Here is a 23,219-nt window from a genome sequence, read left to right as displayed (position 1 = left end):
CGCCGGGCGCGAGAGGCTTGTTCAGCGTTGCCTTTATCCACATTCCAACCTGGAGACAACCCCCATGAAGTTCACCCGCCGTTCCGTTCAGACCGCCGCCGCCCTCGCCGTTGTGGGCAGCCTTCTGGCCAGCCCTGCGTTTGCGCAGGACAAGCCCAAGATCGCGCTCATCATGAAGTCGCTGGCCAACGAGTTCTTCCGCACCATGGAAGACGGCGCCAAGGCGCACCAGAAGGCCCATGCCAAGGAATACACGCTGGTGGCCAACGGCATCAAGAACGAGACCGACACGGCAGCCCAGATCAAGATGATCGAGCAGGCCGTGGCGCAGAAGGTCAACGCCATCGTGCTGGCCCCGGCCGACTCCAAGGCGCTGGTGCCCGTGGTCAAGACGGCCATCGACAAGGGCATCATCGTGGTCAACATCGACAACCAGCTCGATGCCGATGCGCTGAAGGAAAAGAACATCACCGTGCCCTTCGTGGGCCCCGACAACCGCGCGGGCGCCAAGCTGGTGGGCGACCACCTGGCCAAGACGCTGAAGGCCGGTGACAAGGTCGGCATCATCGAAGGCGTGTCCACCACCTTCAATGCGCAGCAGCGCACCCTGGGCTACCAGGACGCCATGAAGGCCGCCAACATCACCGTGGTGGGCGTGCAGTCCGGCAACTGGGAGATTGAAAAGGGCAACACCGTGGCCGCCGGCATGATGCGCGAGCACCCTGACCTCGTCGCCCTGCTGGCGGGCAACGACAGCATGGCCCTGGGCGCCGTGGCCGCTGTGAAGGCCGCTGGCAAGACCGGCAAGGTGCAGGTGGTGGGCTACGACAACATCGGTGCCATCAAGCCCATGCTGGCCGACGGCCGCGTGCTGGCCACCGCCGACCAGTACGCCGCCAAGCAGGCCGTGTTCGGCATCGAACTCGCGCAGAAGGCCCTGGCCGCCAAGACGCCGCAAAACCAGTTGCCCGCCACGGTGAAGACCGATGTGGTGCTGGTGACGAAAGACAGCAAGTAAGCCCTGGAGCGGAGAACAAAGCTCTTCTGGCGTTGTTGCCGTGTCTTGTCGTACTTCCAGTACTGCCTGCGACACGGCGCCTAGCCAGAACCGCTTCGCTGAGCTTTGTTCACCGCTGCAAAATTAAAAACTGCACACACTCCCATGCCCACCAGCCCGTCACCTGACTCACCACGTACGCCCCTGCTCGCCATCCAGGCCGTGGGCAAGGACTACACCGCCACCGTGCTCGATGGCGTGAACGTGGAGCTGTTTGCGGGCGAGGTGCTGGCGCTGACCGGGGAGAACGGCGCGGGCAAGAGCACGCTGTCCAAGATCCTCTGCGGGTTGGAACAGCCCACGCGCGGCGGCATGCAGCTGGCGGGACAGGCGTACGCGCCCTCGTCGCGCCGCGATGCCGAGCGCCACGGCGTGCGCATGGTGATGCAGGAGCTGGGCCTTGTGCCCACGCTCACCGTGGCCGAGAATTTGTTGATGGGCCGCCTGCCGCACCGGCTGGGCTGGCTGCAGCGCGATGTGCTGCACGCAGCCGCCCGTGCGCAGCTGGCCAAGATCGGGCTCGACACCATCGACCCCGGCACACCCGTTTCGCAGCTGGGCATTGGCCAGCAGCAGATGGTGGAGATTGCGCGCAACCTGCAGGACGACACGCGCATCCTGGTGCTCGACGAGCCCACGGCCATGCTCACGCCGCGCGAGACCAATTACCTGTTTGAGCAGATCGCCCACCTCACCGCGCGTGGCGTGGCCATCATCTACGTGTCGCACCGGCTCGAAGAGCTGCGCCGCATTGCAGACCGCGTGGCCGTGCTGCGCGATGGCCGCCTGGTGGACGTGCGCCCCATGGCGGGCATGAGCGAAGACGACCTGGTGCAGCGCATGGTGGGCCGCGTGGTGAGCGACCTGGACCACCGCCCGCGCCGCCCCGTCGGCCCCGTGGTGATGAGCGCAGACAAGCTGGGCCGGGGCACCGCCGTGCAGGACGTGAGCCTGGAGCTGCGGGCCGGTGAAATTTTTGGCATTGCCGGGCTGGTCGGATCGGGCCGCACCGAGCTGGTCCGCCTGCTGTTTGGCGCCGACCGGGCAGACCGTGGCAGCGTGACGCTGCACCCGACTTCAGAGCAAAAACAGCCCCAAGCGCTAGAAGATCATGCGCAAACAGCTACACAAAACATAGCAAAACATCTCGCTCCGGCGCCCACCGTACCCCGCACCTGGCAGCGGGGCTTTACATCGCCGCTGCAGGCCATCGCCGCCGGCGTGGGCCTGGTCACGGAAGACCGCAAATCCCAGGGCCTGCTGCTGTCGCAGCCCATCCGCATCAACGCCACGCTGTCCGACCTGTCGGCCGTGTCGCGCGGCGGCTGGCTGCAGCGCGGGCTTGAGAACCGTCTGGTGCAGGGATTCATCCGCACCCTGCGCGTGCGCTGCCACGGCCCGGAACAGCCCGTGGGCCAGCTGTCCGGCGGCAACCAGCAAAAGGTGGTGTTCGCCCGCTGGCTGCACCGCGAAGGCCGCGTGCTGCTGCTCGACGAACCCACGCGCGGCGTGGACGTGGGCGCGCGCGCCGAGCTGTATGGCGAGCTGGACCGCATGGCCGCCGAGGGCCGTGCGCTGCTCATGGTGTCGTCCGACCTGCGCGAACTCATGGCCATGGCCGACCGCATCGGCGTGATGAGCGCAGGCCGCCTGGTGGCCGTGTTCGAGCGCGGCGAGTGGTCCGAGCAATCGCTGCTGGCAGCAGCGTTCTCCGAGCCCGGCGGGCGCACCAGCACCACCCCTTCAACTTCTTCTCCTGTGACCGCATGAACGCCCCCACCGCATCTGCCGCGCCCGCTGCGGCGCCTTCCTCCGCCTCGGTCTGGCGCAGCCAGCTGGGTACCTATCTGGGCCTGATGGCCGTGCTGGCGGGCATGGTGGCGCTGTTCTCGTCGCTGTCCGAGTACTTCTGGAGCGCCGAGACCTTCATCACCATCGCCAACGAAATCCCGGCCCTGGCCGTGATGGCCGTGGGAATGACCTTTGTGCTCATCATCGCGGGCATCGACCTGTCGGTGGGCTCGGTGATGGCGCTGGCCGCTGCCACCTCGGCCGCCGCCATCCTGCAGTGGGGCTGGACGGTGCCCGCCGCCGCTGCGCTGGCGCTGGCCACCGGCCTGGTGTGCGGCACCATCACCGGCATGATTTCTGTCGCGTGGCGGCTGCCCTCGTTCATCGTGTCGCTGGGCATGCTCGAAGCCGTGCGCGGCAGCGCCTATGTGGTGACCGACTCGCGCACGCAGTACGTGGGCGATGCGATCTCTTGGCTGTCAGCGCCGTTCTTTGGCGGCATCTCGTTCGCCTTCTTGCTGGCCGTGGTGCTGGTGGTGGTGGCGCAGCTGGTGCTGTCGCGCACGGTGTTTGGCCGCTGCGTGGTGGGCATTGGCACCAATGAAGAAGCCATGCGCCTGGCCGGCGTGGACCCGCGCCCCATCCGTGTGATCGTGTTTGCCATGACAGGCTTGCTGGCGGGCCTGGCGGGCCTGATGCAGTCGGCCCGGCTCGAAGCCGCCGACCCCAACGCGGGCACCGGCATGGAGCTGCAGGTGATTGCGGCCGTGGTGATTGGCGGCACCAGCCTGATGGGCGGGCGCGGCTCGGTGGTGAACACCGCGTTTGGCGTGCTCATCATCGCGGTGCTCGAAGCGGGCCTGGCCCAGGTGGGCGCCAGCGAGCCCAGCAAGCGCATCATCACGGGTTTTGTGATCGTGGCGGCCGTCATTGTGGACACGCTGCGCCAGCGCCGCGCCGCCCGCTGAACCTGTTTCAACACACCGATTTTTCTTCTTCCTGCATGGCTACTATCAAGGACGTTGCGCGCCACGCCGAGGTGTCCGTCACCACGGTGTCGCACGTGGTCAACGGCACCCGCCGCGTGAGCCCCGAGGGCCGCGAGCGCGTCGAGGCTGCCATCCGCGCGCTGGGCTACGTGCCCAGCGCCATTGCGCGCAGCCTCAAGAGCAACAACACGCGCACGCTGGGCATGCTGATCCCCAACAGCTCCAACCCCTACTTTGCCGAGATCGTGCACAGCGTGGAAGACCGCTGCTTTGGCGCGGGATACAACGTCATCCTGTGCAACACCAACGACGAGGCGCACCGCCAGGGCACCTACCTGCAGGTGCTGGCCGAGCGGCGCATCGACGGGCTCATCGTGGTCTCCACCGGGCATGACGCCACGCTGGCCACGCAGCTCGCGGGCCTGTCCATCCCCACCGTGCTGGTGGACCGCGAAATCGACATTGCCGAACAACAACCCTGCGACCTCGTGGAAACCGCCCACATGCAGGGCGGGCTGCTGGCCACGCGCCACCTGCTGTCGCTGGGCCACCGTCGCATTGCCTGCATTGGCGGCCCCGAAGGCATTGCCCCCAGCGAGCAGCGCATTGCTGGCTGGCGCACGGCCCTGACCGACGCAGGCTGCGGCACAGGTGACGGCCTGCTGTGGCATGGCAACTTCACGAGCCAGGGCGGCTACGAAGCCATGCACGCCGTGCTGCGCGCGCCCGAGCCGCCCACCGCCGTCTTCGTCTGCAACGACCTCATGGCCATGGGGGCGCTGTGCGCCGCGCACGAGCGCGACCTGCGCGTGCCCGAGGCACTGTCCATCGTCGGCTTTGACGACATCGAACTCACCGCCTTCACCAGCCCACCGCTCACCACCGTGGCACAGCCCAAGCAGCGCATCGGCGCGCTGGCGGTGGACATGCTGCTGGAGCGCATCGACGGCAAACGCCAGGACGCACGCAAGGTGATGCTGCAGCCCGAGCTGCGCGTGCGCGCCTCCACGGCACATGCGTCCGGAGGTGCTGCATGAGCACGAACACCGCGCCCCGCATCGCCGTCGTCGGCAGCCTGAACATGGACCTGGTGCTGCAGGTGCAACACGCACCCGGCCCCGGCGAAACCGTGCTGGCCGACGCCCTGCACCTGGTACCCGGCGGCAAGGGCGGCAACCAGGCCGTGGCCTGCGCACGCCAGGGCGCCCGGGTGGCCCTGTTTGGCCGGGTGGGCGATGACGGCTACGGCCAGACGCTGCGCGCCGGGCTCGACGCCGACGGCATCGACCACAGCGGCGTGCAGACCGACACCGAAACCACCACCGGCGTGGCCGCCATCACCGTCGAGGCCAGCGGGCAAAACCGCATCGTGGTGGTGCCCGGCGCCAATGGCCGCTTTGTGCTGGATGCCGCCGCGCTGGGCAAAGCGCTGCAAGGCGCAGGCGGCCTGGTACTGCAGTTTGAAACGCCCCTGCCCCAGGTGCTGGCCGCGGCCGAGATGGCGCATGCCGCTGGCTGCCCCGTGGTGCTCAACCCCTCGCCCATCCAGCCCCTGCCCGAGGCCCTGTGGCCGCGGGTTCACACGCTGGTCGTGAACGAGGTGGAAGCCGCCGCGCTGGCGGGCCAGAACGTGACCACGCCCGCCGATGCCGCGCAGGCCGCACAAGCCCTGCGCGCCAAGGGCCCCGCCCAGGTGGTGGTGACCCTGGGCGCGGCAGGCGCCGTGGCCGCCGACGCCGCAGGCAACCGCTACCACCCTGGCCTCGTCGTGAAAGCCGTGGACACCACGGCCGCTGGTGACACCTTCCTGGGCGCGCTGGCCGTAGCCCTGGCACGCGGCGAACCACTGGACGCCGCCGTGCGCGAAGGCATCCGCGCATCGGCGCTGTGCGTCACCCAGCCCGGCGCCCAGCCCTCCATCCCCACCCGCGCCGCCGTGGCGCACAGCCCCCAACCGCCCGCCTGGAGCCCCCTTTGAAACGCACCGCCCTGCTGCACGCCGAACTCTCCCACGCCATCGCCACCCTGGGCCACGGCGACATGCTGGTGATCGGCGATGTGGGCCTGCCCATCCCCAACGGCCCGCGCCGCGTTGACCTGGCGCTCACGCCTGGCATCCCCGCCGTTGCGGATGTGCTGCGGGTGGTGCTGGAAGAAATGCAGGTCGAGAAGGCCGTGATCGCCACCGAAGCGATGGAACGCAACGGCGGCCAGTTGCCCGGCTGGTGCCAACTGCCGGTCACTCCTCAGGCGGTTTCGCACGAGGACTTCAAGCGCCTGACGCAGCAAGCCCGCGTGATGGTGCGCACGGGCGAATGCACACCGTATGCCAACGTGATCCTGGTGGCGGGCGTGACCTTCTGAGGTTCTGAGGTTGTGACACCCGCCGGGCCCGCCGCAGGCCGGGCGTTGCGGGTTTTGGAGAACGTCTGGCAGGGCACACCTGGGGTACGCTGGGGCATCATCTATTGCCTGCCCCATGCCCAGCTCCGAGCCCCACGACCTCCTGCCCCCCGAAATCACCGTCCTCGAACGCGGCTGGCTGTCGGCCAACAACATCCTTTTCATCGGCCAGCACGACACGGCCATCGTGGACACAGGCTACTGCAGCCATGCCGATCAAACCGTGGACCTGGTACGCGGCACGCTGCAGGGCCGCGCGCTGGACCGCATCCTCAACACCCACCTGCACAGCGACCACTGCGGAGGCAACGCGGCGCTGCAAAAGGCTTGGCCCAGCGTGCTCACCGCCATCCCGCCCGGCCAGGCCGACCATGTGCGCCAGTGGGATGCCTATGCGCTCAGCTACACGCCCACCGGGCAGGAATGCCCTCCCTTTCGGGCCGACACGCTGCTGGTGCCGGGCTCGTGTGTGCTGCTGGGCGACAAGCCCTGGCAGGTGCATGCCGCGCCCGGGCACGACCCGCATTCGGTGGTGCTGTTCGAGCCCCAGGGCCGCGTGCTGATATCGGCCGATGCGCTGTGGGAAAACGGCTTTGGCGTGGTGTTCCCCGAGCTGGAAGGCGACGATGCCTTCGCCCAGGTGGGTGCCACGCTGGACCTGATTGAGGCACTGTCGCCCCAGGTCGTGATCCCGGGCCACGGGCCGGTGTTTGCCGATGCGCCCCGCGCCATCGACGGCGCCCGCCGCCGCCTGGACGGCTTTGTGCGCAACCCGGGCAAGCACGCGCTCTACGCAGCCAAGGTGCTGCTGAAGTACAAGCTGCTCGAATGGCAGCAGATCGGCATCCCCGACCTTACGGCCTGGGCGCAAGCCACGCCGTATTTCGGCATGCTGCGCGCGCGGCACTTTGCAGCGCAGACCGAGGCCGAATGGCTGCAGAGCCTGGCGGATGAACTGGTGCGATCAGGCGCTGCGGTGCGCCAAGGGGAGATGTTGCACAACGTGTGATGGGTTTCCGACTCATCGGCGCCGCATTTCCATCGCGTCCACAGAGGCAACGAACCCCAGTTTTGCAAAAAACTCCGGTGCTCCAGGTCGCCCTGCACGCAGTACCCAAGTAACGGACGCGTCGGACCCAACGATGTGTTGTACGAGAGCGCGTCCAACTCCCTGCCGACGCCAAGGCTTGGCGACAACAACCATCGACAGGTAACCGTTCGACAGGCCATCGGTGATGGCACGGGCGAATCCAACCACTTGGTCATCAAGCATCGCCACAGCGGTTCGATGCGATACCTGAACAAGTCGCTGCAGATAGCCGGCGCTTTCAATGCGATGCGCCCAACCGCTCGCGGTGAGCATTCGATAGACGCCATCCAGATCTGCGGATTCGAAATCGCGAAGCTGCACCCTACGCCTCCTCTGAGCCGGAGCCAGGTCTCGTGCCACACCACTCACCAAGCCACCCCAAACACCCCATCAGTGCTTGAACTGCTTGTCGCAGCCCGTCACGTGGTTCTTGCTGCTGGACATGCACTGGTAAAACGACTTCTTGTTGCCCGATGACCCCTGGCAGTCGGACACGCTGTACTTGCCCTTGGCTTCGCGGATCTTGGGGGCTGTGGCGTCGAAAGCCGCCTGGGTCATGTAGCCGTCTCGCACGTTCTTCTGGCCCACTTCCAGCATCAGGTCGGCCTGGTAGTGGATGTTGTCCACGGCCACGGCGCAGTTCAGGGGGACTTGCTTGCTGTCCACGGTGCCCAGCGATTTTTTTAGCCCCTCGCCAAACTCCTCGACGTCCTTGGAGACCTTTTTGGTGCCGTCAGGGTTGTACTGCTGGCCCGCCTTGGCGCTGGCGCCCTTGCCGCTGGAGGAACCACTGCCCCCACTGGTGCCGTTGTTGCTCTGCAGCTTCAGCGGCTCGGTATCCTGCTTGGCAGGCGGGGGCTGCGATCCGTAATGGGTCTTGCCATCGGCATCCACCCATTTGTACACGGGCTGCGCCTGCGCGCCCGCGCTCCACGCCACGGCCGCGCCGATTGTGGCCACACAGGCCATCCATGCCAGTTTGCCCATCACACCCTCTCTTTTTTGAATAAAAACCCGCTGAGGCGCTCGTTGAATATGCGCCTTCAGCTCCTCCATTGATAGCAAATCGAATACCACCAGCCCCCGCGTGGCGAGCACCTGGGTGTCAAGGCAGGTCTTTGTTCACCTCGGGCAGGTTCGCGTCGCGCGGGCCAATGGTGCCCAGGCGGCTCTTGAGCGACTGGGGCAGGCCGGTGAGGATGGCCGCGTAGTTGGTGGTGTTGGACAGCACCTTCTTCACGTAGTCGCGCGTCTCGGCAAAGGGCACGTTTTCGGCCCAGATGGCGGCGTCCAGCACCGGGCCGTTGCGCCAGCTGCGTGGGCGGCCAGGGCCCGCGTTGTAGGCAGCAGCGGCCATGGGCATGGAGCCTGCAAAGTCGTCCAGCGCCAGCTTGAGGTAGGCGGTGCCGATGGTGATGTTGGTGTCGCGGTCGGTGATCTGGTCGGGCGTGAAGTTGGTAAGGCCGATCTTCTTGGCCGTCCAGCGGGCGGTGGCGGGCATCACCTGCATGAGGCCCGAGGCGCCCACATGCGAGCGGGCATCCATCACAAAGCGGCTTTCCTGGCGGATCAGGCCGTACACATAGGCCGGGTCGATGCCGATGCCCTGCGCGCGCTCCACCACGGTGCTGCGGAACGGCATGGGGAAGCGCTGGTTCACCTCGATCACGCCCTTGGTGCGCTCGCTGGTGTTGATGCACCGGTCCCACACCTCGCGCTGGCAGGCAAAGTCGGCAGCGGCCAGCAGTTCGCGGTCCGGCATGCCGCCGGGCTGGTGCAGGTTGGTGGTGTAGTTCCATTCGCGCACGCCTTCGCTGCGCAGCCCCAGCAAAATGGCGTAGAGCGCGCGATTGAGCCCCGGATTGGCGCGCGCAGCCGCCTTCTCTTCGGCGGTGAGGGGGGCTGGCGCAGGCGGCACGCTGATGCGCTGGCCCAGTTCCTCCAGCGCCAGCTGCTCATAGAACCCGCGCGTGCCGGCAATGCTTTCGAACAGCTGGCGCGCCTCGGCACGGTCTGCGTCGCTGGGCTTGCCGACCAGCAGCGCACGCGCCTTCCAGTACACCCACGTGCTGTCCTGGCGGCCTTCGGGGCCCATGGCGTCGACGGCCTTGGCCACGGCCTTCCACTGGCCGGCGCGCAGTGCGGCACGCACCTTCCAGCCCAGCAGATCGTCGTTGAGGTCGCTGTCCTTGGTGATATTGCCAAAGTAGCCCATGGCATCGCTGGACAGCTTTTGCGCAGCCGCCTTGCCGATCACGCCCCAGGCCCAGTTGCGCTCCTCGGGCGAGAGGTGCACGCTCCATTTGCTGTCGAGCTGACGGGCTGCGCCGTCCGGGTCGCTGCCTGCAAGCTTGATCAGTGCCAGCACGATCAGCTCCTGGCGCACCTTGCCCCGCGCCGTGGCCCGGCCGAGCAGGTATTTGCTGGGAGTGTCGAGCGCTTCCTTGAGCTGGGGCAGCGCATCGGGCGCCACGATTTCGACGGCATTGCGCACCACACGGGGCCGGTTGGCGTCCACACCCAGCCGCGCCTTGCGCCAGATGTCCAGCGCAGAGAGCTTCTTGGCGGTGTACAGCTCGCCCGCCGCATGGTTGCAGCCGTCGTCAGCGTCGCGGATGGCGTACCAGTTGCTGCGCACATCGTCCGCCACCGTGGCGGGTGCCGTGCCCTTGATGTGGTCGATCAGCAGCGCGTAGCAGCGCACCTCGCGGTCGTCCGACATACGGTAGCTGGGGTGCTGCTCGGCAAACTGGCTCCAGTCGCGCCGCTGGCCCAGCAGCAGCAGCCAGTCGTTGCGCAGGCGGTCTTCCTGGTAGGTGCCGGCGTAGCGCTGCATGAAGGACTGGATCTCCTGCGGCGACGCCTCGCCCAGGCGCACCCGCAGCTCCCAGTAGGCCGCCCAGGGTTCCAGCGCATGGCCGCGCGCGGCAGGCAGCAACTGCGCGAGCTTGTTGCGGTCGCCCTTGCGGAACGCCTGCTGCATCTCCAGCAGGGTATCGTCACCACGGTTTTGCGCCATGACAAGCGGCGCGGTGGCGGCCAGCAGGGTGGCGGCCACAAGGGGTGTCAGAATCGCTCTGAGAAATTGCATGGGGGAATTATCTGATGGACAAAGCAGCCCTTCGGCGCACATTGATAGAAGAACGCCTCAACCTGCCCGACCGCCTACAGCGGGCCGACCTGTTACAGCAGGTGATGCGCATCTGGCTGGTGAACCGGCCGGACACGGTGATCGGCGCCTACTGGCCCATCAAGGGCGAGTTCGACCCCCTGCCCGCCCTGCACCGCTGGAAGGAAGACGGCGAGCTGCTGGACGAACCCCTGCGCCGCCGCATCGGCCTGCCGGTGGTCAACAAGCAGCACAAGACCCTGACCTTCCACGCCTGGTACCCCGGCTGCCCGATGGAAGAAGACGCCTACGGCATCCCCAAGCCCAAGGACACCGAGGTCATCGTACCCACGCTGCTGTTTGTGCCCTGCGTAGGCTACGCCGCCGGCGGCTACCGGCTGGGCTACGGCGGCGGCTTTTACGACCGCACGCTGGCCACGCTGCAGCCCAAGCCCTTCACGGTGGGCCTGGGCTTTACCAACGGCTACCTGGACGAGTTCGAGCCCGAGGAGTTCGATCTCCCACTCGATGCCATCCTGAACGACAACGGCGTGGTCTGGCCGGTCTGACCCTTCGGAGCCTGTGGGCGACCGCGCAGCAGGTCGCCCCCGGGCACTTGCCGGTCGGCACGAAGGCCTGTGATGCCTGCCACGCATCATTCGGGCCGGTTTTTCGCATCGCTGGCGCGCGCCGCAGCGGCTAGCATGGCGGGCTGACCTCTTCATTTCAGGTGCCCACCATGCTCAAGCTCTACATCGGCAACAAGAACTACTCGTCCTGGTCCATGCGCCCCTGGGTGCTGCTCAAGCAGGCGGGCATCGTCTTTGAAGAAGTGCGCGTGCGCTTTGACAGCTTTGACGCGCAATCCGAGTTCAAGCGCACCATCGGCGCCGTGAGCCCCACCGCCAAGGTGCCCGTGCTGGTCGACGGCGACCTGGTGGTGTGGGACACGCTGGCGATTGCCGAATACGTGGCCGAAACCCATCCCGACAAAAAGCTCTGGCCCACGGACGCCAAAGCCCGCGCGCGCGCCCGCAGCGTCTGTGCCGAGATGCACAGCGGCTTCACCGCCCTGCGCAGCCATTGCCCCATGAACATCGAAGCCCAGCTGGCCGACACCGGCGCCCTGATCTGGCGCGACCAGGCGGGTGTGCGCGCCGACGTGCAGCGCCTGGTGGAGATGTGGAGTGCGTTGCTGCAGGAGCACGGCGGCCCGCTGCTGTTTGGCGACTTCACCGTGGCCGACGCCTACTTCGCTCCCGTGTGCATGCGCCTGCACACCTATGCCCTACCCGTGCCTGCGCCCATCCAGGCCTATGTGGACCGCGTGCGCGCCCTGCCCGGCGTCAAAGCCTGGATCGACGAGGCACTGGCCGAGAAGGACTTTCTGGACTTTGAAGAGCCCTACCGCCTGCGCCATACGGAAGGCTGAGCAACACCATGGCCGTCACCATCTACCTGCGCTATGTGCTCAACACCCGCAAACTCAAAGAGTTCGAGCACTACGGAAAACTGTGGATTCCGCTGGTCGAGAAGTTCGGCGGCCAGCACCACGGCTACTTCATGCCCAGCGAGGGTGCCAACAACATTGCGCTGGCGCTGTTCACGTTCGAGAGCCTCGCAGCCTACGAGCGCTACCGCGAGGCGTCGATGCAGGATGCGGACTGCCAGGCGGCTTTCCGCTACGCCGAAGAGACGGGCTGCATCGTGAGCTATGAGCGGAGCTTCTTCAGGCCTGTATTCGCCTGAGTGAAGCCGCGCACAGGCGGTCCTTTAACGGAACTGCTTGCGCAAAAACGCTTTGTGCCGCGCGATGTGGGCCAGCTGGGCGGGGGCGATGGTGCCGCCCAGGTCTTCGTCCTCGGTATTGAGCACCTGGTTGGCATAGGCCAGCGCACGGGCCACCACCTCCTCCTCGCTCATGCCCTGCGTGGCCGCCAGGTCCATGGCCACGCGGCGCATGGCGCGCTGCGACAGCATCCACATAGCACCGAACGAATCCCACGCGGCCGCCATCTCCTTGAACTTGTCGTGTTCGGCCAGGATGTCGTTGAGCGGCTTGGCCAGGATCTCCTGCAAGCCTTCCACCTGGACCTTCAGGGCCTCGAACTGCGCCTCGCGCTGCAGGGCCTCGGCGGCCGCGTTGGCGGCGGCGTCAGGCGCCTGGGGCACGGGCACGCTGCCGTCGGGGTTGAGCTGGGCAATGGTGAGATCAGACGATAGGGACATGGTGGCGGGACTATACGACCCTCGTCCTAAACTACGACGATGCAAATCTACATGGTGGGCGGCGCGGTCCGCGACAAGCTGCTGGGCCGGCCGGTGAATGACCACGACTGGGTGGTGGTGGGCGCCACGCCCGAGCAGATGCTGGCACAGGGCTACCTGCCCGTGGGGCGCGACTTTCCGGTGTTTTTGCACCCCGAGACGCGCGAGGAATACGCACTGGCCCGCACCGAGCGCAAGAGCGGGCGCGGCTACCGGGGCTTTGTGGTGCAGAGCTCGCCCGATGTGACGCTGGAGGAAGACCTGTCGCGCCGCGATCTCACTATTAATTCAATAGCATCCAGCACAGATGAATCCGGCGCTACACGCTTGTTTGACCCCTACCGCGGCGAAAAAGACCTCCGTGCGCGGGTGCTGCGCCATGTGACCGATGCCTTCCGCGAAGACCCCGTGCGCATCCTGCGCGTGGCGCGGTTTGCGGCGCGCTTCACCGACTTCACGGTGGCGCCCGAGACGATGCAGCTGATGCGCGAGATGGTGGAGCACGGCGAGGTGAACCATCTGGTGCCCGAACGCGTGTGGCAAGAGCTGGCGCGCGGGCTGATGGAAGAAAAGCCGTCCCGCATGTTCGAGGTGCTGCGCGACTGTGGCGCACTGCAGGTGCTGCTGCCCGAGGCGGCGCGCCTGTGGGGCGTTCCCCAGCGGGCCGACTACCACCCCGAGGTGGACACCGGCGTGCACCTGATGATGGTGCTGGACATGGCCGCGCGGCTCTCGGCGCCGCTCACCGTGCGCTTTGCCTGCCTGGCGCACGACCTGGGCAAGGGCACCACGCCCGCCGATGTGCTGCCGCGCCACATCGACCACGAAACCCGCAGCGCAGAGCTGCTGAAAGACGTGGCCGAGCGCCTGCGCGTGCCGGTGGACTGCCGCGAGACGGCCGATGTGGTGGCGCGTGAACACGGCCACATCCACCGCAGCCAGGACCTGTCGGCCGCCGCCCTGGTGCGCCTGCTGGAGCGCTGCGACGCCATCCGCAAGCCCGAGCGGTTTGCCGAAATCCTGCTGGCCTGCGAATGCGATGCGCGCGGGCGGCTGGGGTTTGAAGAGTCTGCCTACCCGCAGCGCCCCCGCCTGCTGGCCGTGCTGGCCGCCGTCCAGTCGGTCGTCACGCGCGAGATTGCGGCGCAGGCTGCCGCCCGGGGCCAGAGCGGCCCGCAGGTGGGCGCGCTGATCCACCAGGCACGGGTCGAAGCCGTGGCGCAGTGGCTGCAAGCCCAGGCGCACAGCGCAGCCACCTGACCGGGTGCGCTGCGTCTCAAAGATCGGTCTAAGGCAACGCTGAATAAGTCCCCGCAGTGGCGCGCCCCCTGATTTGGGATGGGATGCAAGGCGCAAACCACAGCGATAGCCGTAGCTATCGCGAGGATTTGCAAACGCGGCAGACCGCCCAAAGCAGGGGTGCGCGGTGCGCGAGGGACTTGTTCAGCGTTGCCCTAACCCTCCCTACAATCCGCGTCCGCTCGCGCCCTGGGAAGGGCGCGCCTTTTGACTATTTTGCGATCACGACGCCCCCATGACCTCTGTGCACATCCGCCCTGCCGCCACGGCCGACGCCGACACCATCGCGCCGCTGTTTGACGCCTACCGGCAGTTCTACGAGCAGGCGCCGGACCTGGCCGGAGCGCGGGCCTTCATCGCTGAGCGGTTGGAGCGGGAAGAGTCCGTGATCCTTCTGGCGTTGGATGGGACGCAGACGGCCGTGGGCTTTTGCCAGCTCTACCCCACGTTCTGCTCGGTAGAGGCCGCGCCCATCTACACGCTGTACGACCTGTTCGTGTCGCCGTCAGCACGTAAGACAGGGGCAGGGCGCAGCTTGCTGCTGGCCGCAGAAGCCACCGCCCACGCCCACGGCAAGGTGCGCATGGACCTGACCACGGCCCACACCAACACCACGGCGCAAAAACTTTACGAGTCGCTGGGCTGGACGCTGGACACGGTGTTTCGCGCCTATAACAAACGCATCAGCGCCTGAACCGCCCTGCCCCTGGCGGTGCCAGTCGCCCTTACCAGCGCAGCAAGCGTGGCCCCAGCAGAGCCCCCAGCGCGGTCGGAATGGCCATGCCCACCACGTACCACACCGCCAAAAACGGGGTGGCCATCTCGGGGCAGTGCAGGGCGTACACCAATGCGCCCAGCGCACCTGCCAGCAAGCCAGCGCCCGCACCGGCCCACGCCAGTCGCGTCGGGGCGGCGCCCTTCAGCGCCCAGAAGCCCGCAACAAACGCTGGCACGGACAGTGCTGCGATATTGAACGGGCAAGTCCGCCAGGTGCTGCCCAGAATCAGCGGCACACGCTCGGCCGCAGGCACCTGCCACAAAGCCCCCAGCGCCATGGCCCACAGCACCAGCGGCGGCACCGCCAGCCACAGCAGCGCATGGCCTAGCGGCATGCCCGGGCGGGCCATGCGGCGCAGCAGCGCCAGGCCGGCGGCAGCCAGCGCAGCGGCAAAAACCAGCTTGCCCCAGAACATGGGCAGCGCCATGGTCGCCAGCAGATCAGGCCGCAGGCCGAACAGCGCCAGCATCAGCACCCCGGCGCCAGCAATGCCCGCAGCGCTGGCCACGGCAAACCGTTGCTCAATGGCGGTGCGCTGCACGGGCCGGTCATCCGTCGCCAGCAGGTGGATCAATTCATCGGTTTTCATGCTATTCCTCCTGGGACTTGCGCAAACCAGGATGCGACGACGAGCCGCTGGATGAACCCGTCGATTTGCCTGAACCCTGTTTTGCGTAAGTCATGTCTCTGATCCTGGCGGCCAGGGCCTTGAGCCCCCGGTGCACGCCGACTTTGACGGCCGACTCCGACAGCCCCGTGAGGCGTGCCGTCTCGACCACCGACAACCCTTCCAGCTTCACATACTCAATCGGCAGGCGCTGCTTGTCCGGCAGCGTCTGCAGCAACTGCCCCAGATCGCGCCGCGCCTCGGCAGCCTCGCTGTCGCTGCTGGCAAACAGCTCGTCCGCATCGTCCAGCGGGTCGTTGCGCGCCTCCTTGGAGGCATGCGAGCGCAGCCAGTCGATGAGCTTGTAGCGCGCAATCGCATGCGCCCAGGCCGTCACCGGCATTTCGGGCCGGTAAGTGTGGCGCTGGTTGTGCACGGCCAGCAGCGTCTCCTGCACAAGGTCTTCCACCTCATCGGGCCGCTGCGCAAGGCGGCGGCGCAAGAAGGCGCGCAGATGGGCACTCAACTCCTTCAAAAAGCGCTGGTAGGCGGCTGCATCGGCATCCAGCCCTTGCAGCAATAAGCCTCGCAGGCGCTCTTCCACTATCTCCATGGTGTCTCCCTGAAGGCAATTCGGATGCCGGGACGAATGGGTTACAGGCCGCGCAAAAAATTTTGTGCTGCATGCCGCCCCATTTTTTTGCGCAGCGCTGTAACCCGAGGGCCGCACAGCGCGAATTACAACGCAGATCGGGCCACGCAACGCAACCGCTGTGCTGTCACCCGGTCGGATTCAACCTTTATCAACCCTTGGAGAACCGCACCATGACCACCCGCACCCTCAGCCTCGGCGCCCTCGCCCTTGTGGCCCTGACCTCTGGCGCCGCCATGGCCCAAACCAGCCCCGCCCCCATGGACGGCGCCAAGCCCGCCATGGAGAAGTGCTACGGCGTCTCGATGGCCGGCAAGAACGACTGCGCCGCAGGCCCTGGCACCACCTGCGCAGGCACGTCCAAGATGGACTACCAGGGCAACGCCTGGAAGTTTGTGCCCGCAGGCACCTGCACCACGATCAAGACGCCCAAGGGCATGGGCATGCTGACGCCCATGAAGAGCTGACCATGGCACCCGCTCTCACCGCCGGCCTGGGTCTCAAGCCCCAGCACTACGACGAGGCGCTGCGGTGCACCGCCCCCGGCCTGTGGTGGGAGGTGCACCCCGAGAACTATCTGGCCGATGGCGGCCCGCGCCTGGCCTGGCTCGAAGCCATTCGCGCGCGCCATCCAGTGTCCCTGCACGGTGTGTCGCTGTCGCTCGCAGCCGATGCGCCGCCCGACGCGGCCCACCTGGCGCGGCTGGCCGCCCTCGCAAGGCGCGTGGAGCCCGCCATCATTTCAGAGCACCTGGCCTGGTCCACTTGGCGCGGGCAGTACCTGCCTGACCTGCTGCCGTTTCCGCGCACACAGGCCGCCTTGCTGCGCATTGCAGACAACATCGCCCGCACGCAGGATGTGCTGCAACGCCCCATTGCCATCGAGAACCCCACGCACTATCTGCACATCGACGGCCACGACTGGCTGGAGACCGAGTTTTTGGCCGATCTGGTGCGGCGCACCGGCTGTGCCCTGCTGCTGGACGTGAACAACGTGTACATCAGCGCCAACAACCTGGGTTTTGACGCACAGGCCTACCTCGACGCCTTCCCCCTGCACGCCGTGGCAGAGATCCACCTGGCGGGCCACCATGCGGACCCGCTGCATGGCGATACGCTGCTCATCGACAGCCACGATGCACCCGTGGGGCCCGCCGTGTGGGCGCTGTACGCGCAGGTGATCGCACGCACCGGCCCTGTACCCACCCTCATCGAACGCGATGACAACCTGCCCGTGTTCAGCGAGTTGCTGACCGAACGCGACCAAGCCCACCACGCGCTCACAGCCGTGCAGCCCGAGGAGACCACATGCAGCTGAGCACCTTCCAGAACGGCTTTTCTGCCGCGCTGCTCGGCCCGGCGGCCGATGCGCAGTGGCTGTCTGCACTGGAGTCCCAACCTGGCTTTGCCGTGTACCGCAACACCGTGCTCAAGGGCTGCATCGATGCGCTGCAGGCCAACTACCCCACGGTGGGTCAGCTGGTGGGTGACGACTGGTTCCGCGCCGCTGCAGCAGTGTTCGCCCGCACCCAGCCGCCGCGTAACGGCCTGCTGGTGAGCTATGGCGAAGGGTTTGCCGACTTCCTGGCCGGGTTTGCCCCGGCCGCCGAGCTGCCCTACCTGAGCGCCGTGGCGCGCCTGGACCGCTGCTGGACCGAATGCCACCTGGCGGCAGATGCCACCGCCGTGGACCGCCAATGGCTGGCACAGCAAACCCCTGACACCTTGCCCCAAGCGTCACTGCGGCCCCACCCCGCTGCACGCTGGGCTTGGTGTGAAGAGCATCCGGCTTATGCCCTGTGGCAGAGCCACCGTGAAGGTCTGCATCCCAATGAGGCACTGGAGTGGACGGGCGACGGCGCCTTGCTGACCCGGCCCCGTGCCGAAGTGGTGTGGCGCCCCCTGTCGCGCGCTGGGGTGGCCTTTCTGGACGCCTGCGCCGAGGGCCACACGCTGGAAACCGCCGCCACGTCGGCCCTGAATGTCGAACCCACCGCCGACTTTGCCGCCCTGATCAGCACCTTGCTGGACGCAGGCGCATTGATACCCACCGATTCACGCACAGGCTGAGGAGCCCTTCATGACCACCAGCACACACTTCCCCACGGCCCCTGCCAAAGGCCCACGCTTGCTCTTGGCGCGCCTGGCCGACACCGCCACCTGGCTCACCCCGCACAGCCTGCTGGCCTTGGTGAACCGGGTGTCCATTGCGGGCATCTTCTGGATGTCGGCACGCACCAAGGTCGAGGGCTGGTTCACCATCTCCAACAGCGCCTACGCGCTGTTCCGCGACGAATACAAGCTGCCCTTGCTGCCACCCGAGCTGGCAGCGCAGATGGCTACCGTGGCCGAGCACCTATTCCCGGTGCTGCTGGTGCTCGGCCTGTTCACACGCCTCTCAGCCCTGGCGCTGCTGGGCATGACGCTGACGATTCAACTGTTTGTCTACCCGGACGCATGGCCCACCCATCTGTCGTGGGCGGGGCTGATGCTGTACCTGGTGGGGCGCGGTGCAGGCAGCGTGTCGGTGGACCGCGTGCTGGGAATCCGCTAACCGCTGCACATCAACCTGCGGTGGTGCGCACCCAGCGCACGATATCGGCCGCCCCCAGCGCGCCCGAAATACGCGCCACCTCACGCCCTTGCTGGAACAGGATCATGGTCGGGATGCTGCGGATGGCATAGCGCGCCGCAATGGCCTGCTGGTCTTCGGTGTTGAGCTTGGCCAGGCGCACGCGGGGTTCCAGCTCGCGGGCGGCCTGCGCAAAGGCGGGTGCCATCTGGCGGCAAGGTCCACACCACGGGGCCCAGAAGTCCACCAGCACCGGGATGTGGCTGCGCGCCACATGCTTGTCAAAGCTGGTCGCATCCAGCTCCAGCGGCGCCCCCGCAAACAGGGGCTGATGGCATTGGCCGCAATCGGGCGCGCTGCCCAGGTCGGCGCTCTGCACGCGGTTGGTGGTGTGGCAATGGGGGCAGACGATGTGCAAGGCTTCGGTCATGGCGCAGCAAGGGTTGGGGGCAAACAGGTTGCGGATCACATGGCGTCGCAGGCGCTTCGTTTCAAGGCTCCGCCCTGCAATCTGCGGCCATCCCAGTTGCAACCGGTCGCAGACCTTGCGCGCGTTTACCAGCCCTGAATCCCCCTGGTGGCCGTGCCTGCATTGCAGCGTCTGCTATGGTTTCGCGCATGCAGCTGCTCCCCACACTGACAACTGCCCATGCGCTTTTTCTCGATTTCGATGGCACGCTCACCGAGCTGGCGCCGCGCCCTGAAGCGGTGCGCATCGCATCGGGCCTGATTCCCACGCTGTCATCGCTGCACGCCCAGCTGGGTGGCGCGCTGGCCATCGTGACCGGCAGGCCTGAGGCCGACATCGACGGATTTCTGGCGCCGCTGCGCCTGCCGCTGGCGAGCGAGCATGGGGCCCAATACCGCCTCTTTGACACTTCGGTGCCCGCCACCGCACCACCCGCCCTGGAGCCCGTCTTGCAAGCCGCCCAGGCCCTGGCAGCGCGCCACCCCGGCCTGCTGGTGGAGACCAAACGTGTGAGCGTGGCACTGCACTACCGCCTGGCCCCCCACCTCGAATCCCTGTGCTACGACACGCTGGTGCAGGCCATGCGTGAGGTGGACGGTGTGGAACTGCTGCGCGGCAAATGCGTCTTTGAAGTGAAACCCCGTGGCGTTCACAAGGGTCAGGCCATCATCGATTTCATGACGCAGCCCCCCTTTGCGGGCCGCACGCCGGTCTTTGTGGGCGATGACGTCACCGACGAGGCCGGCTTTGCCGCTGTGCAGTCGCTGGGCGGCTGGGGCATCAAGGTGGGCGAAGGGCCCACCATGGCACAACACCGCTGCATGACATCGGCCGCACTGCGGGGCTGGCTTTCGTCTGCACGCACAACGCTGGAGCGCGAACGATGAACACAGCCGCCACACACCCCCAGACGGGCTCGCTCAACCTCGGGATGATCGGCAACTGCGCCATCAGCGCACTCATCGACGACCACGCCCGCATGGTGTGGTGCTGCCTGCCGCGCTTTGATGGCGATCCGGTGTTCAACGCCTTACTGCAGCCCGGCGACGAGGGCAGCCACTTCGCGATCGAGCTGGAAGACCTGGCATCGGCCCACCAGTGGTACGAGCCCAACACCGCCATCCTGCGCACGCAGTTGTTCGACAAGGCGGGCCACGGCATCGAGATCACTGACTTTGCGCCGCGCTTTTACAGCCGCTCGCGCTACTTCCGGCCCATGACGCTGGTGCGCCGGGTGCGGCCCATCCAGGGGTCGCCGCGCATCCGGGTGGCGCTCAAGGTGCGCTACGACTGGGGCCAGACCACGCCCGAGATCACGCGCGGCAGCAACCACATCCGCTATGTGGGCGAAGGCATGACCCTGCGCCTGTCCACCGATGCGCCGGTGTCGCATGTGCTCTCGGGCCAGGCGTTTGTGCTCACGCGCGAACACAACTTTCTGCTGGGCGCGGACGAGACGCTGGTGGACGGCATTGCCGACACCGCCCGCCACTTTGAGCAGGAGACCACGGCCTACTGGCGTAGCTGGAGCCGCGCGCTGGCCATTCCGCTGGAGTGGCAGGACGCAGTGATCCGCGCAGCCATCACGCTCAAGCTGTCGCTGTACGAAGAGACCGGTGCCATCGTGGCCGCCATGACTACCAGCATCCCCGAGTCCGCCCACAGCGGCCGCAACTGGGACTACCGCTACTGCTGGCTGCGCGATGCGTTTTTTGTGGTGCGCGCGCTCAACAGCATCTCCGAGGTGGGCACCATGGAGGACTACCTGCGCTGGCTGAGCAACGTGGTGGTGGAGGGCGGTGACGGCCACATCCAGCCGCTGTATGGCATTGGGCTGGAGAAAGACCTGCCCGAGAGTTTTGTGCCCCAACTGGCGGGCTACCGGGGCATGGGCCCGGTGCGCGTGGGCAACCAGGCGGCCGAGCATTTTCAGCACGACGTGTACGGCAACATCGTGCTGGGCGCGGCCCAGGCCTTCCACGACCACCGCCTGCTGCACCGCGCGGGCCTGGCCGAATTCAAGCGGCTGGAACAGGTGGGCGACAACGCCGTGCGTGTGTATGGCCAGCCCGACGCGGGCATGTGGGAGCTGCGCACGCGCGCCCGGGTGCACACCTCGTCGGCCCTGATGAGCTGGGCCGCCTGCGACCGGCTGGCCAAGATCGCCGCCACGCTGCAGCTGGCCGACCGTGCCAGCCACTGGCAGCACCATGCCGACCGCATGCGCGCCGAGATCCTCGACAAGTCGTGGTGCGAAGAACGCCAGGCGTTTGCCGAGAGTTTTGGCGGGCACGAACTGGACGCCAGCGTGCTGTTGATGGCCGAGGTGGGTCTCATCGACCCCAAGGACCCGCGTTTTGTAAGCACCGTGGAGGCCATGGAAAAGAGCCTGTGCGATGGCCCCTACATGCGGCGTTACGAGGCGGCTGACGACTTCGGCAAGCCCGAGACAGCCTTCAACATCTGCACCTTCTGGCGCATCGACGCGCTGGCGCGCATTGGCCGCAAGGCCGAGGCGCGGGCCATCTTCGAGACCATGCTGGCCGCCCGCAACCCGCTGGGCCTGCTGTCGGAAGACACCCACCCCGACACCCGCGAGATGTGGGGCAACTTCCCGCAGACCTATTCGATGGTGGGCGTGATCAACGCCGCCGTGCGCCTGTCGGCGCCCTGGGACAGCGTGATTTGAGGCGCTGTCCGACAGCGGCCAGGGGCGGTCTGCACGGATGATCGCCCCATGAGCCGTCTTGTCGTCATCTCCAACCGCCTTGCCGATCCTCGCAAACCCGCCGCCGGGGGCCTGGCAGTGGCCCTGGGTGAAGCTCTGAACCAGACCGGAGGACTCTGGTTTGGCTGGAGCGGCACGGTGGTCGAAGGCGGCACCCCCGGCGAGGGCGAACTGCACACCCGCCAGGCCGGCCCCGTCACCCTGGCCACCGTGGACCTGTGCCGCGAAGACCACGACAGTTACTACCACGGCTACAGCAACAGCGTGCTGTGGCCGGTGTTCCACTACCGGCTGGACCTGGCCGACTTCAACGCCAGCTACATCGCAGGCTACCGGCGCGTGAACCAGATGTTTGCGCGCAAGCTGCTGCCGCTGCTGCGCGACGACGATGTGATCTGGGTGCACGACTACCACCTGATCCCGCTGGCCGCCGAGCTGCGTGCCATGGGCTGCAAGCAGCGCATCGGGTTCTTTCTGCACATTCCCATGCCGCCGCCGCTCATCATGGCGGCCATTCCGCAGCACGAGTGGCTGATGCGCTCTTTGTTCGCCTACGACCTGGTGGGCCTGCAGAGCGAGGCCGACGTGTCGCATTTCACGCGCTATGTGCGCAACGAGGGCAGCGCCGAAGCGGTGGACGAAAAGCGGGTGCGCGCCTTTGGGGCTACCGTGGTGGTGCAGTCGTTTCCCATCGGCATCGACGTGGACGAATTCACCCGCCTCGCACACGCCCCCGACGCGGTGGAGACCTACGAGAACATGCGCGACGAGTATTCGCGCAGGCGCCTGCTGCTGGGCATCGACCGGCTCGACTACTCCAAGGGCATCCCGCACCGCGTGCGGGCCTTCCGCGAGCTGCTGGACCGCTACCCCGAAAACCGGGGCAGCGCGACGATGATCATGATCGCCTCGCCCAGCCGTGACGACGTGCACGCGTATGCAGACCTGCGCCAGGAGCTGGAGGGCCTGTGCGGCTCGGTCAATGGCGACTATGGCGAGCTGGACTGGATGCCCGTGCGCTATATCCACCGCATGGTGGCGCGCAAACGTGTGCCGGGCCTGTGTCGCGCCGCTGCCGTGGGGCTGGTCACGCCGCTGCGCGACGGCATGAACCTGGTGGCCAAGGAATACGTGGTGGCGCAAGACCCGGACAACCCCGGCGTGCTGGTGCTGTCACGCTTTGCCGGTGCGGCAGAGCAGCTGAAAGAAGCGCTGCAGGTGAACCCCTACGACCCCCAGGGCATGGCCGACAGCATCCAGCAGGCGCTGCAGATGCCGCTGGCCGAGCGGCAGGCGCGCCACCAGAAGCTCATGGCGCGCATCAAGGAGCACGACGTGCACTGGTGGCGCAAGGCGTTTCTGGATGCGCTGCAGACGGCGGGCTAATTTGAGATAGCAGGGCAACAG

The 23,219-nt window shown here is 67.0% G+C and carries 26 protein-coding genes; 19 read left to right on the top strand and 7 right to left on the bottom strand.

Annotation, left to right across the window (positions count from 1 at the left end; genetic code table 11):
* Positions 1-64: 64 nt before the first annotated feature.
* From ACOYR4_RS03345 to ACOYR4_RS03315, 7 genes are all read left to right on the top strand, one after another.
* Complete coding sequence (locus tag ACOYR4_RS03345; protein WP_422848631.1) at positions 65-1,018, top strand: sugar ABC transporter substrate-binding protein; 954 nt, start codon at positions 65-67, stop codon at positions 1,016-1,018.
* A 144-nt stretch (positions 1,019-1,162) separates the two neighbouring features.
* On the top strand, positions 1,163-2,827 hold the full coding sequence (locus tag ACOYR4_RS03340) for a sugar ABC transporter ATP-binding protein (RefSeq protein WP_422848630.1): 1,665 nt from the start codon (positions 1,163-1,165) through the stop codon (positions 2,825-2,827).
* A complete protein-coding gene (locus ACOYR4_RS03335) occupies positions 2,824-3,816 on the top strand; it encodes an ABC transporter permease (protein ID WP_422848629.1) in 993 nt (330 codons plus the stop codon). The genes ACOYR4_RS03340 and ACOYR4_RS03335 overlap by 4 nt, the downstream gene beginning before the upstream one ends.
* 35 nt (positions 3,817-3,851) lie before the next feature.
* Positions 3,852-4,874: a LacI family DNA-binding transcriptional regulator gene (locus ACOYR4_RS03330; protein ID WP_422848628.1), complete on the top strand. Its 1,023-nt coding sequence runs from the start codon at positions 3,852-3,854 to the stop codon at positions 4,872-4,874.
* Positions 4,871-5,815 (top strand): ribokinase, encoded by a 945-nt coding sequence (gene rbsK, locus ACOYR4_RS03325; RefSeq protein WP_422848627.1) that lies wholly within the window; start codon positions 4,871-4,873, stop codon positions 5,813-5,815. Before ACOYR4_RS03330 ends, rbsK begins: the two co-directional genes overlap by 4 nt.
* Entirely contained in the window at positions 5,812-6,201 is a 390-nt protein-coding gene (gene rbsD / locus ACOYR4_RS03320) for a D-ribose pyranase (RefSeq protein WP_422848626.1), read from the top strand. The genes rbsK and rbsD overlap by 4 nt, the downstream gene beginning before the upstream one ends.
* Before the next feature lie 115 nt (positions 6,202-6,316).
* Positions 6,317-7,249, top strand: a complete 933-nt coding sequence (locus ACOYR4_RS03315) for an MBL fold metallo-hydrolase (RefSeq protein WP_422848625.1) — start codon at positions 6,317-6,319, stop codon at positions 7,247-7,249.
* Between the two features lie 12 nt (positions 7,250-7,261).
* Here ACOYR4_RS03315 and ACOYR4_RS03310 read toward each other — a convergent pair whose 3' ends face one another.
* The 3 genes from ACOYR4_RS03310 to ACOYR4_RS03300 form a co-directional block, all read right to left on the bottom strand.
* Positions 7,262-7,651 (bottom strand): GNAT family N-acetyltransferase, encoded by a 390-nt coding sequence (locus tag ACOYR4_RS03310; RefSeq protein ID WP_422848624.1) that lies wholly within the window; start codon positions 7,649-7,651, stop codon positions 7,262-7,264.
* 69 nt (positions 7,652-7,720) lie between these two features.
* Positions 7,721-8,317 (bottom strand): DUF4124 domain-containing protein, encoded by a 597-nt coding sequence (locus ACOYR4_RS03305; RefSeq protein ID WP_422848623.1) that lies wholly within the window; start codon positions 8,315-8,317, stop codon positions 7,721-7,723.
* A 118-nt stretch (positions 8,318-8,435) separates the two neighbouring features.
* Complete coding sequence (locus tag ACOYR4_RS03300; protein ID WP_422848622.1) at positions 8,436-10,421, bottom strand: transglycosylase SLT domain-containing protein; 1,986 nt, start codon at positions 10,419-10,421, stop codon at positions 8,436-8,438.
* Positions 10,422-10,435: 14 nt separating this feature from the next.
* Here ACOYR4_RS03300 and ACOYR4_RS03295 point away from each other — a divergent pair, with 14 nt between their 5' ends.
* The 3 genes from ACOYR4_RS03295 (at position 10,436) to ACOYR4_RS03285 (ending at position 12,188) form a co-directional block, all read left to right on the top strand.
* Positions 10,436-11,008, top strand: a complete 573-nt coding sequence (locus ACOYR4_RS03295) for a 5-formyltetrahydrofolate cyclo-ligase (protein ID WP_060985741.1) — start codon at positions 10,436-10,438, stop codon at positions 11,006-11,008.
* 170 nt (positions 11,009-11,178) lie between these two features.
* Complete coding sequence (locus ACOYR4_RS03290) at positions 11,179-11,871, top strand: glutathione S-transferase family protein (protein ID WP_060985742.1); 693 nt, start codon at positions 11,179-11,181, stop codon at positions 11,869-11,871.
* An 8-nt stretch (positions 11,872-11,879) separates the two neighbouring features.
* A complete protein-coding gene (locus ACOYR4_RS03285; RefSeq protein WP_309826864.1) occupies positions 11,880-12,188 on the top strand; it encodes an NIPSNAP family protein in 309 nt (102 codons plus the stop codon).
* Positions 12,189-12,212: 24 nt separating this feature from the next.
* Here ACOYR4_RS03285 and ACOYR4_RS03280 read toward each other — a convergent pair whose 3' ends face one another.
* Entirely contained in the window at positions 12,213-12,668 is a 456-nt protein-coding gene (locus ACOYR4_RS03280) for a hypothetical protein (RefSeq protein ID WP_422848621.1), read from the bottom strand.
* Positions 12,669-12,707: 39 nt separating this feature from the next.
* Here ACOYR4_RS03280 and ACOYR4_RS03275 point away from each other — a divergent pair, with 39 nt between their 5' ends.
* The gene (locus tag ACOYR4_RS03275) at positions 12,708-13,967 is read left to right on the top strand and encodes a multifunctional CCA addition/repair protein (protein ID WP_422848620.1); all 1,260 of its coding nucleotides are present in this window, start codon (positions 12,708-12,710) and stop codon (positions 13,965-13,967) included.
* Between the two features lie 274 nt (positions 13,968-14,241).
* A complete protein-coding gene (locus ACOYR4_RS03270; protein WP_060985746.1) occupies positions 14,242-14,700 on the top strand; it encodes a GNAT family N-acetyltransferase in 459 nt (152 codons plus the stop codon).
* Positions 14,701-14,731: 31 nt separating this feature from the next.
* Here ACOYR4_RS03270 and ACOYR4_RS03265 read toward each other — a convergent pair whose 3' ends face one another.
* Together ACOYR4_RS03265 and ACOYR4_RS03260 are read right to left on the bottom strand one after the other, a co-directional pair.
* Positions 14,732-15,373 (bottom strand): NrsF family protein, encoded by a 642-nt coding sequence (locus tag ACOYR4_RS03265; RefSeq protein WP_422848619.1) that lies wholly within the window; start codon positions 15,371-15,373, stop codon positions 14,732-14,734.
* A 1-nt stretch (position 15,374) separates the two neighbouring features.
* Positions 15,375-16,004, bottom strand: coding sequence for a sigma-70 family RNA polymerase sigma factor (locus tag ACOYR4_RS03260; RefSeq protein ID WP_422848618.1), 630 nt, complete (start codon positions 16,002-16,004; stop codon positions 15,375-15,377).
* 212 nt (positions 16,005-16,216) lie between these two features.
* On the opposite strand from ACOYR4_RS03260, the gene ACOYR4_RS03255 reads away from it, so the two are divergent.
* The 4 genes from ACOYR4_RS03255 to ACOYR4_RS03240 are packed head-to-tail and all read left to right on the top strand — an operon-like array spanning position 16,217 to position 18,597.
* The gene (locus ACOYR4_RS03255; protein WP_343733820.1) at positions 16,217-16,510 is read left to right on the top strand and encodes a DUF2282 domain-containing protein; all 294 of its coding nucleotides are present in this window, start codon (positions 16,217-16,219) and stop codon (positions 16,508-16,510) included.
* 2 nt (positions 16,511-16,512) lie between these two features.
* A complete protein-coding gene (locus tag ACOYR4_RS03250) occupies positions 16,513-17,361 on the top strand; it encodes a DUF692 domain-containing protein (RefSeq protein WP_422848617.1) in 849 nt (282 codons plus the stop codon).
* Complete coding sequence (locus ACOYR4_RS03245) at positions 17,352-18,113, top strand: putative DNA-binding domain-containing protein (protein WP_422848616.1); 762 nt, start codon at positions 17,352-17,354, stop codon at positions 18,111-18,113. The genes ACOYR4_RS03250 and ACOYR4_RS03245 overlap by 10 nt, the downstream gene beginning before the upstream one ends.
* A 10-nt stretch (positions 18,114-18,123) precedes the next feature.
* Positions 18,124-18,597: a DoxX family protein gene (locus ACOYR4_RS03240; RefSeq protein ID WP_422848615.1), complete on the top strand. Its 474-nt coding sequence runs from the start codon at positions 18,124-18,126 to the stop codon at positions 18,595-18,597.
* 10 nt (positions 18,598-18,607) lie between these two features.
* Here the strand turns inward: ACOYR4_RS03240 and trxC are convergent, their stop codons facing one another.
* Positions 18,608-19,045 carry a thioredoxin TrxC gene (gene trxC, locus ACOYR4_RS03235; RefSeq protein WP_295940438.1) on the bottom strand — a complete coding sequence of 146 codons (438 nt, stop codon included), beginning with the start codon at positions 19,043-19,045 and terminating at the stop codon, positions 18,608-18,610.
* 188 nt (positions 19,046-19,233) lie between these two features.
* Between trxC and otsB the strand changes: the two genes are divergently transcribed.
* From otsB to otsA, 3 genes are read left to right on the top strand one after another with little or no spacing between them, the layout of a single operon-like run.
* On the top strand, positions 19,234-19,971 hold the full coding sequence (gene otsB / locus ACOYR4_RS03230) for a trehalose-phosphatase (protein WP_422848614.1): 738 nt from the start codon (positions 19,234-19,236) through the stop codon (positions 19,969-19,971).
* Positions 19,968-21,773 carry a glycoside hydrolase family 15 protein gene (locus tag ACOYR4_RS03225; RefSeq protein WP_422848613.1) on the top strand — a complete coding sequence of 602 codons (1,806 nt, stop codon included), beginning with the start codon at positions 19,968-19,970 and terminating at the stop codon, positions 21,771-21,773. Before otsB ends, ACOYR4_RS03225 begins: the two co-directional genes overlap by 4 nt.
* A 48-nt stretch (positions 21,774-21,821) precedes the next feature.
* Positions 21,822-23,198, top strand: a complete 1,377-nt coding sequence (gene otsA / locus ACOYR4_RS03220) for an alpha,alpha-trehalose-phosphate synthase (UDP-forming) (RefSeq protein WP_422848612.1) — start codon at positions 21,822-21,824, stop codon at positions 23,196-23,198.
* The last annotated feature ends 21 nt before the right edge of the window (positions 23,199-23,219 follow it).

The sequence above is a fragment of the Acidovorax sp. M14 genome, from assembly GCF_049331375.1.
Classification (GTDB): domain Bacteria; phylum Pseudomonadota; class Gammaproteobacteria; order Burkholderiales; family Burkholderiaceae_C; genus Acidovorax.
The sequence above is the reverse complement of the archived record's forward strand: the minus strand, read 5'-3'. Positions and strand labels throughout refer to the sequence as shown.

Excerpts from the sequence above, each read along its gene's own strand:
- ACOYR4_RS03345 (WP_422848631.1), top strand. The coding sequence starts at position 65 with ATGAAGTTCACCCGCCGTTCCGTTCAGACCGCCGCCGCCCTCGCCGTT.
- ACOYR4_RS03340 (WP_422848630.1), top strand. The coding sequence starts at position 1,163 with ATGCCCACCAGCCCGTCACCTGACTCACCACGTACGCCCCTGCTCGCC.
- ACOYR4_RS03335 (WP_422848629.1), top strand. The coding sequence starts at position 2,824 with ATGAACGCCCCCACCGCATCTGCCGCGCCCGCTGCGGCGCCTTCCTCC.
- ACOYR4_RS03330 (WP_422848628.1), top strand. The coding sequence starts at position 3,852 with ATGGCTACTATCAAGGACGTTGCGCGCCACGCCGAGGTGTCCGTCACC.
- rbsK (WP_422848627.1), top strand. The coding sequence starts at position 4,871 with ATGAGCACGAACACCGCGCCCCGCATCGCCGTCGTCGGCAGCCTGAAC.
- ACOYR4_RS03315 (WP_422848625.1), top strand. The coding sequence starts at position 6,317 with ATGCCCAGCTCCGAGCCCCACGACCTCCTGCCCCCCGAAATCACCGTC.
- ACOYR4_RS03305 (WP_422848623.1), bottom strand. The coding sequence starts at position 8,317 with ATGGGCAAACTGGCATGGATGGCCTGTGTGGCCACAATCGGCGCGGCC.
- ACOYR4_RS03300 (WP_422848622.1), bottom strand. The coding sequence starts at position 10,421 with ATGCAATTTCTCAGAGCGATTCTGACACCCCTTGTGGCCGCCACCCTG.
- ACOYR4_RS03295 (WP_060985741.1), top strand. The coding sequence starts at position 10,436 with ATGGACAAAGCAGCCCTTCGGCGCACATTGATAGAAGAACGCCTCAAC.
- ACOYR4_RS03290 (WP_060985742.1), top strand. The coding sequence starts at position 11,179 with ATGCTCAAGCTCTACATCGGCAACAAGAACTACTCGTCCTGGTCCATG.
- ACOYR4_RS03285 (WP_309826864.1), top strand. The coding sequence starts at position 11,880 with ATGGCCGTCACCATCTACCTGCGCTATGTGCTCAACACCCGCAAACTC.
- ACOYR4_RS03280 (WP_422848621.1), bottom strand. The coding sequence starts at position 12,668 with ATGTCCCTATCGTCTGATCTCACCATTGCCCAGCTCAACCCCGACGGC.
- ACOYR4_RS03275 (WP_422848620.1), top strand. The coding sequence starts at position 12,708 with ATGCAAATCTACATGGTGGGCGGCGCGGTCCGCGACAAGCTGCTGGGC.
- ACOYR4_RS03270 (WP_060985746.1), top strand. The coding sequence starts at position 14,242 with ATGACCTCTGTGCACATCCGCCCTGCCGCCACGGCCGACGCCGACACC.
- ACOYR4_RS03265 (WP_422848619.1), bottom strand. The coding sequence starts at position 15,373 with ATGAAAACCGATGAATTGATCCACCTGCTGGCGACGGATGACCGGCCC.
- ACOYR4_RS03260 (WP_422848618.1), bottom strand. The coding sequence starts at position 16,004 with ATGGAGATAGTGGAAGAGCGCCTGCGAGGCTTATTGCTGCAAGGGCTG.
- ACOYR4_RS03255 (WP_343733820.1), top strand. The coding sequence starts at position 16,217 with ATGACCACCCGCACCCTCAGCCTCGGCGCCCTCGCCCTTGTGGCCCTG.
- ACOYR4_RS03250 (WP_422848617.1), top strand. The coding sequence starts at position 16,513 with ATGGCACCCGCTCTCACCGCCGGCCTGGGTCTCAAGCCCCAGCACTAC.
- ACOYR4_RS03245 (WP_422848616.1), top strand. The coding sequence starts at position 17,352 with ATGCAGCTGAGCACCTTCCAGAACGGCTTTTCTGCCGCGCTGCTCGGC.
- ACOYR4_RS03240 (WP_422848615.1), top strand. The coding sequence starts at position 18,124 with ATGACCACCAGCACACACTTCCCCACGGCCCCTGCCAAAGGCCCACGC.
- trxC (WP_295940438.1), bottom strand. The coding sequence starts at position 19,045 with ATGACCGAAGCCTTGCACATCGTCTGCCCCCATTGCCACACCACCAAC.
- otsB (WP_422848614.1), top strand. The coding sequence starts at position 19,234 with ATGCAGCTGCTCCCCACACTGACAACTGCCCATGCGCTTTTTCTCGAT.
- ACOYR4_RS03225 (WP_422848613.1), top strand. The coding sequence starts at position 19,968 with ATGAACACAGCCGCCACACACCCCCAGACGGGCTCGCTCAACCTCGGG.
- otsA (WP_422848612.1), top strand. The coding sequence starts at position 21,822 with ATGAGCCGTCTTGTCGTCATCTCCAACCGCCTTGCCGATCCTCGCAAA.